General features: G+C 74.1%; 1 protein-coding gene. It reads left to right on the top strand.

Annotation, left to right across the window (positions count from 1 at the left end; all coding sequences use genetic code 11):
* Nucleotides 1–36 precede the first annotated feature (36 nt).
* The gene (locus tag AC0AIB_RS05470) at nt 37–11004 is read left to right on the top strand and encodes a type I polyketide synthase (protein ID WP_465096155.1); all 10968 of its coding nucleotides are present in this window, start codon (nt 37–39) and stop codon (nt 11002–11004) included.
* Nucleotides 11005–11031 lie beyond the last annotated feature (27 nt).

Raw genomic sequence — 11031 nt, 5'->3', positions numbered from 1 at the left:
TTGCGTGCACGGGTCAACACAAGGAGCGGGCGGTCCATGGCTAACGAGGCGAAGCTTCTCGACTACCTCAAGCGGGTCACCGCCGACCTGCACCAGGCGCGGCAGCGGCTGCGTGAGGTGGAGGCCGGCGAGCAGGAACCGGTCGCCATCGTCTCCATGAGCTGCCGCTTCCCGGGCGGGGTACGGACGCCGGAGGATCTGTGGGAGGTGGTCGCGTCCGGGCAGGACGTGATCTCCGACTTCCCGGAGGACCGGGGCTGGGACCTCGCGTCCCTGTACGACGGCGACCAGGAGCAGGGCGGGCCCGGTACGACGTACACGGCGCAGGGCGGGTTCGTCCACGACCTGGCCGACTTCGACCCGGGCTTCTTCGGCATCTCCCCCCGCGAGGCCCTGGCCATGGACCCGCAGCAGCGGTGGCTGCTGGAGACCTCCTGGGAGGTCCTGGAACGGGCCGGCATCGACCCGCACTCGCTGAAGGGCAGTCGGACCGGCGTCTTCGCCGGCAGCACCGGCCAGGACTACGGCGGCGTGCTGATGGGCGCCGCGCAGGGCCTCGAGGGCCACCTGATGACCGGCAACGCCGGCAGCGTCGTCTCCGGCCGGATCGCCTACACGTTCGGCCTCGAGGGCCCGGCCGTCACGATCGACACCGCCTGCTCGTCGTCGCTGGTCGCCCTGCACCTTGCCGCCCAGGCGCTGCGCCAGCAGGAGTGCACCCTGGCCCTCGTTGCCGGGGTCACCGCCATGTGCACCCCGGCTGCGTTCGTCGAGTTCTCCCGCCAGCGTGGCCTCGCCGCCGACGGCCGGTGCAAGGCGTTCGCCGCCGCCGCCGACGGGACCGGCTGGTCCGAGGGCGTCGGCGTCCTGCTGCTGGAGCGGCTGTCCGACGCCAAGCGCAACGGCCACCCGATCCTCGCCGTCGTCCGGGGCAGCGCGGTCAACCAGGACGGCGCGTCCAACGGCCTGAGCGCCCCGAACGGGCCCTCCCAGCAGCGCGTCATCCAGCAGGCCCTCGCCAACGCCGGCCTCTCCGCCGGCGGCGTCGACGTGGTGGAGGCGCACGGCACGGGCACCCGGCTCGGCGACCCGATCGAGGCGCAGGCGCTGCTCGCCACGTACGGGCAGGACCGGGGCGGTGCGGAGCCGCTGCTGCTCGGCTCGGTCAAGTCGAACGTCGGGCACGCGCAGGCCGCCGCCGGCATCGCCGGTGTGATCAAGATGGTGATGGCGATGCGGCACGGCGTCGTGCCGCCCACCCTGCACGTCGACGAGCCCACCCCGCAGGTCGACTGGTCCGCCGGTGCCGTCGAGCTGGTCACCGAGGCGACGCCGTGGCCTGCGGTGGACCGTCCCCGCCGCTCGGCGGTGTCGTCGTTCGGGGTGTCCGGCACCAACGCGCACACCATCCTGGAGCAGGCCCCCGCCCCCGCCCCCGCCTCCGCCGAGGTCGACGCCGCGCCGACGGTGGCACGCCCGGTCGTGCCGGTGACGGTGTCGGCCCGCGACGCCGCCGCACTCGCCGCCCAGGCGGGTAACTGGGCCGCCCGGGTGGCCGCCGACCAGGCCCTTCGCCCCCTCGACGTCGCCTTCTCGTCGGTGGTCTCCCGGTCCGTGCTGGACCACCGGGCCGTGGTCGCCGCCACGACCCGGGACGACCTGCTGGCCGGGCTGCGCGCCCTGGCGGCGGAGGAGCCGTCCGGCGCGGTGGTCGCCGGCCAGGTCGGAGACCGGGGTTCGCTCGCGGTGCTCTTCTCCGGTCAGGGTGCGCAGCGCGCCGGGATGGGTCGGGAGTTGTACGCGGCGTTCCCGGTGTTCGCTGCCGCGTTGGACGAGGTGTGCGGCCATTTCGACCCGCTCCTGCCGCAGCCGTTGCGGGCTGTGTTGTTCGCCGAGGTGGGTTCGGTGGAGGCGGAGTTGTTGGATCAGACCGTCTTCACGCAGGCGGGGTTGTTCGCGGTCGAGGTGGCGTTGTTCCGGTTGGTGGAGTCGTTCGGGGTCGTGCCGGACTTCGTCGGTGGTCACTCGGTCGGGGAGGTCACCGCTGCTCATGTGGTCGGGGTGCTGTCGTTGGCCGATGCGTGTGTGTTGGTGGCGGCGCGGGGTCGGTTGATGCAGGCGCTGCCGGTCGGGGGCGGGATGCTCGCGGTGGGCGCGTCGGAGGAGGCGGTTGCCGAGACACTTGTCGGTCGGACCGATCGGGTCGGCCTCGCCGCCGTGAACGGTCCGTCGGCGGTGGTCGTCTCCGGGGTGGCCGACGCCCTGGACGAGGTGGAGGCGGTGTGGCGGGGTCGGGGTGTGCGGACGCGTCGGTTGACGGTGAGCCACGCGTTCCACAGCCCGTTGATGGAGCCGATGTTGGCGGAGTTCCGGGCGGTGTTGGAGGGGTTGACGTTTTCGACGCCGTTGGTGCCTGTGGTGTCGAACCTGACCGGGGCGCTGGCTGACCCGCAGGAGCTGACCCGGGCGGAGTATTGGGTGCGGCATGTGCGGGAGGCGGTCCGTTTCGCCGACGGGATCGCTGTCCTGAGGGCCGCTGGCGTCGACACGTTCCTGGAGGTTGGTCCGCAGAGTGTGCTGACCGCGTTGGCCGGCGACATCCTGCCGGGTGACGGGGGTGTGCTCGCCGTCGCCGCGCAGCGCCGGGACCGGTCCGAGGTGGAGGCCCTGCTCGCCGCCCTTGGTGAGCTGCACGTCCACGGGGTTCCGGTCGCCTGGGGGCCCTGGTTCACCGGCACCGGCGCGACCCGGATCGACCTGCCCACGTACGCGTTCCAGCACCAGCGCTACTGGCCCGAGGCCGGTGCCGGGTGGACCGGGGACGTCACCACGGTCGGTCTGCGCCCCGCCCGGCACCCCCTGCTCGGCGCCGCCGTCGGGGTCGCCCACGCCGAGGGCTTCCTGTTCACCGGCAGGCTGGCCCGGCGTACCCACCCGTGGATCAGCGACCACGTCGTGTTCGACACAGTGCTGCTGCCCGGCACCGGCTTCGTCGAACTCGCCCTCCAGGCCGGCGCACACGTCGGCGCGGACCACCTCCGGGAACTCACCCTGGAGTCGCCGCTGATCCTGCCGGAGACCGGCGGGGTCGACATCCAGCTCTGGATCGGTCCGGCCGACGGGACCGGCTGCCGGTCCGTGTCGCTGCACTCCGCCCCGGACGGCGAGCCCACCGACGGTGCCTCAGGCGAGCGCGCCTGGACCCGCAACGCCAGCGGCGTACTGGCCAGCGGGCCGGCGGGGTCCAGCGGCCCCGCCGGCTGGTCCGACCTGGCCGCCTGGCCGCCCGCCGGCGCGACCGAGGTGGCGACCGACGACCTGTACCTGAACCTCGCGGCGCAGGGCTACGACTACGGTCCGTCCTTCATCGCGCTGCGTTCGGCCTGGCGGCGCGGCGACGACGTCTTCGCCGAACTGGCGCTGCCCGAGACGCCCGCCGCCGAGGCCGGCGCGTACGGCCTGCATCCGGCGCTGCTCGACGCGGCCCTGCACACCCTCGGCCTCACCCCGCCCGGCGGTGCCCCGACCGGGGCGAACATCCCGCCCGGCTACGGCCGACTGCCGTTCTCCTGGAACGACGTCGCCCTGCACGCCGCCGGCGCGGCGGCGGCCCGGGTCCGCGTCACGCACACCGGCACCGACAGCATCTCCCTGGTGCTGGCCGACGTCACCGGCACCCCGATCATCTCCGTCGGCTCCCTCGTCCTGCGGCCCGTCTCCGCCGACCAGCTCCGGGCGGCCGGGGGCGGCGACACCGAGTCGCTGTTCCGCATCGAGTGGGCGCCGCTCGCCCCGCCCGCCGCCCCGGCCACCGTCGCCTGGGCGGTGGTCGGCACCGACGGCGGGCTCGCCGACGCCGTCGCCGCCACCGGGACGGCCGTCGCGGCGTACCCCGACCTGGACGCCCTGGCCGCAGCGCTGGACGACGGTGCCGATACCCCCGGCGTGCTGGTCGTGCCCTTCCTCGACCCGCCCGGGCCGGCCGACCTGCCCCGGGCGGTCGCGGAGACCACCCACCGGGCACTCGCCGTGCTCCAGCAGTTCCTCGCCGACGACCGGTACACCGACTCCCGTCTCGTCGTGCTGACCCGGGGTGCCGTCGCTACCGTGCGGGATGCCGACCTGACCGACCTGGCCGGCGCGGCGGTGATCGGCCTGCTGCGCTCCGCCCAGTCGGAGAACCCCGACCGGTTCGTGCTCGTCGACGTCGACGACATCGCCGGCTGCGCTGCCGCGTTGGTGCCGGCCCTCGCCACCGACGAGCCGCAGATCGTCGTGCGGGCCGGCGTCGCCGCCGGCGCCCGGCTCAACCGGGTCCCCGCCCGGGCCGAGCCGCCCGCCGCCCCCTTCGACGGCGACGGGACCGTCCTGATCACCGGTGCCACCGGCACCCTCGGCCAGCTGATGAGCCGGCACCTGGTGACCGTCCACGGCGTCCGGCACCTGATCCTCACCAGCCGGCGGGGCCGGTCCGCCGGGGGAGTCGCCGAACTCTGCGCCGACCTGGAGGCGCTCGGCGCGACCGTCACCGTCGCCGCCTGCGACGTCGCCGACCGGGAGGCCGTCGCGGAGCTGCTCGCCGCCATCCCGGCGGAGAACCCGCTCACCGCCGTCATCCACGCCGCCGGCGTCCGCGACGACGGCATCATCCCCTCGCTCACCCCCGAGCGGATGGACGGCGTCCTGCGGCCGAAGGTCGACGCCGCCTGGAACCTGCACGAGCTGACCGCCCACCTCGACCTGAAGGCGTTCGTCTCGTACTCGTCCCTCGCGGCCACCGCCGGTGGCCCCGGCCAGGGCAACTACGCCGCCGCCAACGCGTTCCTCGACGGGCTGGCCCACCACCGCAGGGCGCACGGCCTCGCCGCGCTCACCCTCGCCTGGGGCCTCTGGGCCGACCGCAGCGGCATGACGACCGAGTTGGACGACGTCCACCTCAACCGGATCTCCCGCTCCGGCGTCGCCGCGATGGAGGCCGAGGAGGGGCTGGCCCTCTTCGACGCCGCCTGCCGGACCCCCGACGCGGCGCTCGTCCCCGCCCGCCTCGACCTCGCCGCGATGAAGGTGCAGTTCGCCGGCAGCGTCCCGCCCCTGTACCGGGCGCTGATCCGTACCCCCGCCCGCGCCGCCGCGGCCACCACTGGCGCGTCTCTCGTCCGACAACTCGCGGCTCTCGGCGACACCGACCGGCTCGCCGCGCTGGTCGAGATCGTCCGGGGCCAGGCCGCCGCCGTGCTCGGCTACCCCGACCCGGGGGCGATCGAGCCGCGCCGGGCGTTCAACGAGCTCGGGTTCGACTCGCTCACCGCCGTCGAGATGCGTAACCGGCTGAACAACGCGTTCGGCATGCGCCTGCCGGCCACCCTCGTCTTCGACTACCCGAACCCGTACGACCTGGCGGTCTTCCTGGGAACGGAGATCGCCGGCACGCCCGTACCCGTGCGACCCACGACCACCACCGTCCCCGTCGGCGACGACGAGCCCCTCGCGATCATCGGCATGGCCTGCCGGCTGCCCGGCGGGGTGTGGTCCCCGGACGACCTGTGGCACCTCGTCGCCGACGGGGTCGACGCCATCACCGACCTGCCCACCGACCGGGGCTGGGACCTCGACTCGCTCTACAGCCCCGACCCCGACGCCACCGGCACCTTCTACACCCGGGGCGGCGGCTTCCTCAGCGGCGTCGACCGGTTCGACCCCGGATTCTTCGGCATCAGCCCGCGCGAGGCGCTCGCCATGGACCCGCAGCAGCGGTTGCTGCTGGAGACCACCTGGGAGACCTTCGAGTCCGCCGGCATCGACCCCGCGACCGCACGGGGCAGCAGCACCGGCGTGTTCGTCGGCACCAGCGGGCAGGACTACGCCAGCCTGCTCGCGTTCGCCCCGGAGGGCACCGAGGGCTACGCGCTGACCGGGCTCACCAGCAGCGTCATCTCCGGACGGGTGGCGTACACGTTCGGGCTGGAGGGACCGGCCGTGTCCCTGGACACCGCCTGCTCGTCGTCCCTGGTGGCCCTGCACTGGGCCGGGCAGGCGCTGCGTCGCGGCGAGTGCGACATGGCCCTCGCCGGGGGCGTGATGGTGATGGCCACCCCTACCGCCTTCATCGAGTTCTCCCGGCAGCGTGGGCTGGCGGCTGACGGGCGGTGTAAGTCGTTTGCTGCTTCGGCGGACGGTACCGGCTGGTCCGAGGGTGTGGGCATGCTGTTGGTGCAGCGGCTTTCCGATGCCCGTCGGGAGGGTCGGAAGGTCTTTGCGGTGGTGCGTGGTTCGGCGGTGAACCAGGACGGTGCGTCGAACGGGTTGACGGCGCCGAACGGTCCGTCGCAGCAGCGGGTGATCCGGCAGGCGTTGGCCAGCGCCCGGCTGTCCACGGCCGACGTGGACGTGGTGGAGGCGCACGGTACCGGCACCACCCTGGGTGACCCGATCGAGGCGCAGGCGCTGCTGGCCACGTACGGGCAGGACCGGCCCGTCGACCGGCCGCTGCTGCTCGGGTCCGTCAAGTCGAACATCGGGCATGCGCAGGCGGCTGCTGGTGTGGCGGGTGTGATCAAGGTGGTGCAGGCGATGCGGCACGGGGTGGTGCCGGCGTCGTTGCATGTGGATGAGCCGTCGCCGCATATCGACTGGTCGGCGGGTGCGGTGGAGTTGGTGACCGAGGCGCGGCCGTGGCCGGTGGTGGGGCGGCCGCGTCGGGCGGCGGTGTCGTCGTTCGGTATCTCCGGCACGAATGCGCACGTCATCGTCGAGCAGGCCGACGAGGTCGACGAGGTGGCCGTGGACGCCGCCCCGGGGCTTGTCGACTCGGACGTGGTGGTGTGGCCGTTGTCGGCGCGGTCGAAGGCCGCCCTGGCCCGGCAGGCCGCTCGTCTCGCCGAGTATGCGCGGATGCATCACGACATCGACCGGTCGGCGGTCGGTTGGTCCCTTGCCATCACGCGGTCCATCTTCGATCAGCGCGCGGCGGTGGTCGGGGCGGGCGTCGAGGAGTTGCTCGTCGGGTTGGAGGCGGTGGCGGCGGGTTCCCCGGCGGGGAATGTCGTGACGGGATCCGCCTCGGGGCACGGTGCTGGTCCGGTGTTCGTGTTTCCGGGTCAGGGTGGTCAGTCGGTGCGGATGGCGGCGGGTTTGGTGGGTCGGGTGCCGGTGTTCGATGCGCGGTTGGCGGAGTGTCAGCGGGCGTTGGGGCCGTATCTGGATGTGGATGTGGTGTCGGTGTTGACCGGGGATGACGAGTCGTGGTTGGGGCGGGTGGAGGTTGTCCAGCCGGTGTTGTGGGCGGTGGGTGTAGCCCTGGCGGCGGTGTGGGAGCACGTGGGGGTGTCTGCGGCGGTGGTGGTGGGTCATTCGCAGGGTGAGATCGGTGCGGCGTGTGTGGCGGGGATTTTGTCCTTGGAGGATGCGGCGAGGGTGGTGGCGTTGCGGTCGCGGGCGTTGGGGGTGTTGCGGGGTTCGGGGGCGATGGCGTCGGTGGATCTGTCGGTGGAGGCGGTCACCGAGCGGTTGGTGGGGTTCCCCGGGGTGGGGGTGGCGGCGGTGAACGGTCCGGCGACGGTGGTGGTGTCCGGTCCGCCGCAGCCGGTGGCCGACCTGGTCGCGGCGTGTGAGGCCGACGGGGTGCGGGCGCGGTTGGTTCCGGTGGATTATGCGTCGCATTCGCCGGCGGTGCAGGAGGTTGCCGAGCAGTTGCGTGCGGATCTGTCGGGGGTGAAGCCGCAGGCGGGTCACGTCCGGCTCGTGTCGACCCTGACCGGGGATTGGGTCGGGCCGGAAACCATGGATGCCGACTACTGGTACGAGAATCTGCGGCGGACGGTGCAGTTCGATGCGGCGGTGCGGGTGGCGGTCGCGGCGGGGCACAGCACGTTCGTGGAGGTTTCCCCGCATCCGGTGTTGACGATGCCGGTGACGGCGATCCTGGACGACGCGGGGGTGGCGGGGCATGTCCTGGGTACGTTGCGGCGGGGTGAGGACGACCCGACCCGGCTGTTGACCAACCTGGCCACCGCGCACGCCATCGGCCTGCCCGTGGACCTGACCCGGGTCCTGGCGGAGGCCGAGGTCGTGCCGCTGCCGACGTACGCCTTCGACCACCAGCGGTACTGGCTCGACCCGCCCGCGCACCGGGTGCAGGACGTCAGCTCCGCCGGCCTCCAGGACGCCGGGCACCCGCTGCTCAGCGCGACGCTGACGTTCCCCGACAGCGAGCGGATGGTCTTCACGGGCCGGCTGTCGGTGCGTACCCACCCGTGGCTCGGGGAGCACCGGGTGATGGACAACGTCCTGCTGCCCGGCACCGCCTTCGTCGAACTGGCCACGTACGCCGGCGAGCAGGCCGGCTGCCCGAGGCTGGAGGAGCTGACCCTGCTCGCCCCGCTCGTCCTGCCCGAACTCGGCGCGCTCCAGGTGCAGCTGCTGGTCGGTGACCGGGACGACGACGGTCGGCGCGGCGTCCAGCTCTACTCCCGGCCGTACCGGGAGGGCTCGGACGAGATCCTGGCCGACGTCGGCTGGACCTGCCACGCCACCGGCCTGCTCGGCCCCCGGCCCGCCGACGCGGGCACCCCCGGCTTCGACCTCGGGGTGTGGCCGCCGCCCGGCGCGACCCCCGTCCCGTCCGAGGGCTTCTACGCCGGCCTCGAGACGAGCGTCTTCGGCTACGGGCCGGTCTTCCGGGGCCTGCGCGCGGCGTGGACGCGCGGCGACGAGGTCTTCGCGGAGGTGGAGCTGCCGGCCGACCAGCACAGCGAGGCGGGCCGGTTCGGCGTGCACCCCGCGCTGCTCGACGGCGCGCTCCAGGCCATGTCGATCGGCGGTTTCCTGGGCCGCATGGGCGACGGCGCCGACGCCGCCGCACCGCGGCTGCCGTTCGCCTGGACCGGGGTCACCCTGCTCGCCGCCGGTGCCACCGCCCTGCGGGTACGCGTCGCGGCGGCCGGCGAGGTCGGGGTGTCCTTCCAGGTGGCCGACGCCACCGGCACCCCGGTCATGCACGTCGACTCGCTGATCATGCGCCGGGTCTCCGGCGACTCGCTCGGCGCGGCCCGTTCCGGTCGGCAGGAGTCGCTGTTCCAGGTCGACTGGCCGGCGCTGCCGCTGCCCACCGGCCCGGTGCCCGCCGCCACCCGGTGGGCGGTGCTCGGCGGCGACGACCTCGCCCTCAGCGCCGCCTGCGAGGCGGCGGGCGTGCGGGTACGCACCGACGTGGGCCTGGACTCCCTCGGGGACCTGCTCGCCGGGGGTGGGGCCGCGCCCGAGGCGGTGATCGTCCCCGTCGGCGGGACCGGCGACCCGACCGACCCGGCGCTGGCCGGGCAGGCGCGGGCCGCCGCGCACCGTACGCTCGCGGGGCTGCGGACCTGGCTCGCCGACGACCGGTTCGCCGAGTCCCGCCTGGTGCTGGTCACCCGCGACGCGGTCGTGGCGGGGGAGCAGGCCGTGGTCAACCTGCGGCAGGCCCCGGTGTGGGGACTGCTGCGCACCGCCCAGATCGAACACCCGGGCCGGCTGCAACTCGTCGACCTCGACGAGCACCCCGACAGCGCTGCCGCGCTGGCCGCTGCGGTCGCCTCGGGCGAACCGCAGCTCGCCCTGCGGGCCGGGCAGCTGCGCACCCCGCGCCTCGGCCGGGTCCCCGCGGGGGTGCAGCCGCTTTCCGGCGACGTCGACCCGGACGGCACCGTGCTGATCACCGGCGGCACCGGGGTACTGGGTCGCCTGCTGGCCCGGCACCTCGCCACCACCCACGGCATGCGGCACCTGCTGCTGGCCGGCCGGCGCGGCGCGGCTGCCGAGGGCATCGGCGACCTTGTCGCCGAACTGGCCGCCGCCGGTACGGAGGTGACCGTCGCGGCCTGCGACGCCGCCGATCCCGACGCCCTGGCCGCGCTGCTCGCCGGGGTGCCGGCCGCGCACCCGCTCACCGCCGTGGTGCACGCGGCCGGCGTCCTCGACGACGGCGTGGTGGAGTCGATGACCCCCGAACGCCTCGACGCGGTGGCCGTGCCGAAGATCGACGCCGCCTGGCACCTGCACCGACTCACCGAGGGCGCGGGCCTCGCGGCGTTCGTGCTCTTCTCCTCGGCGGCGGCCACCCTCGGCAGCGCCGGCCAGTCCAACTACGCGGCGGCGAACGCGTTCCTCGACGCCCTCGCCGCGCACCGACGGGCCCGGGGGCTGCCCGGCATCTCCCTCGCCTGGGGTCTGTGGGAGCAGGCCAGCGGCATGACCGGCCACCTCGGCGACGCGGACGTGCGGCGGATCACCGGGCAGGGCGCCGCCGGCCTGCCCACCGAGCAGGCCCTGGACCTGTTCGACGCGGCCTGGCGGCTCGACGCCGCGGCGATCGTGCCGATGCGGCTGGACGTCGGGACACTGCGGACGCAGGCGGAGTCCGGTGCCCTCGCGCCGATGCTGCGGGCCCTGGTCCGGGTGCCGCTGCGACGCTCGGTCGACGGGTCCGGCACCCGGGCCGGTGGGGTGCCGCTCAGCCAGCGGCTGGCCGGCCTGGCCGAGCCGGAGCGGCTCAAGGTCGTCCTGGACGTGGTGCGGGCGAACATCGCCGCCGTCCTCGGCCACGCGGGCGCCGACGCCATCGATCCGGGCCGGCTCTTCACCGAGCTCGGCTTCGATTCGCTCACCGCAGTGGACCTGCGCAACCGCCTGAACAGCCTGTCCGGGCTGCGGCTGCCGGCGACGCTGGTCTTCGACTACCCGACGCCGACCACGCTCGCGGAGAAGCTGGCCAGCGAGATCACCGCCGGGGAGGCCCCCTCCACCCAGCCCCTCTTCCAGGGCATCGACACCGTGGAGAGCCTGCTGACCAGCATTCCCCTCGATCCGGCGAACCGGGAGCGGTTCACCGCCCGGATGCGCGACCTGCTGGCCAAGGTGTCCGACCTGGCCGACGGTCCCGCCGCCGAGGAGGACCGGCCCGATCTCGAATCAGCCAGCGACGACGAGATCTTCGACTTCATCAGCAAAGAGTTTGGAATCTCCTGACATGACCGACCCCCGGATCGAGGCAGG

The sequence above is a fragment of the Micromonospora sp. DSM 43699 genome, assembly GCF_055517075.1.
Note: the sequence above shows the minus strand (reverse complement) of the source record. Positions and strands in the feature narration are given on the sequence as shown.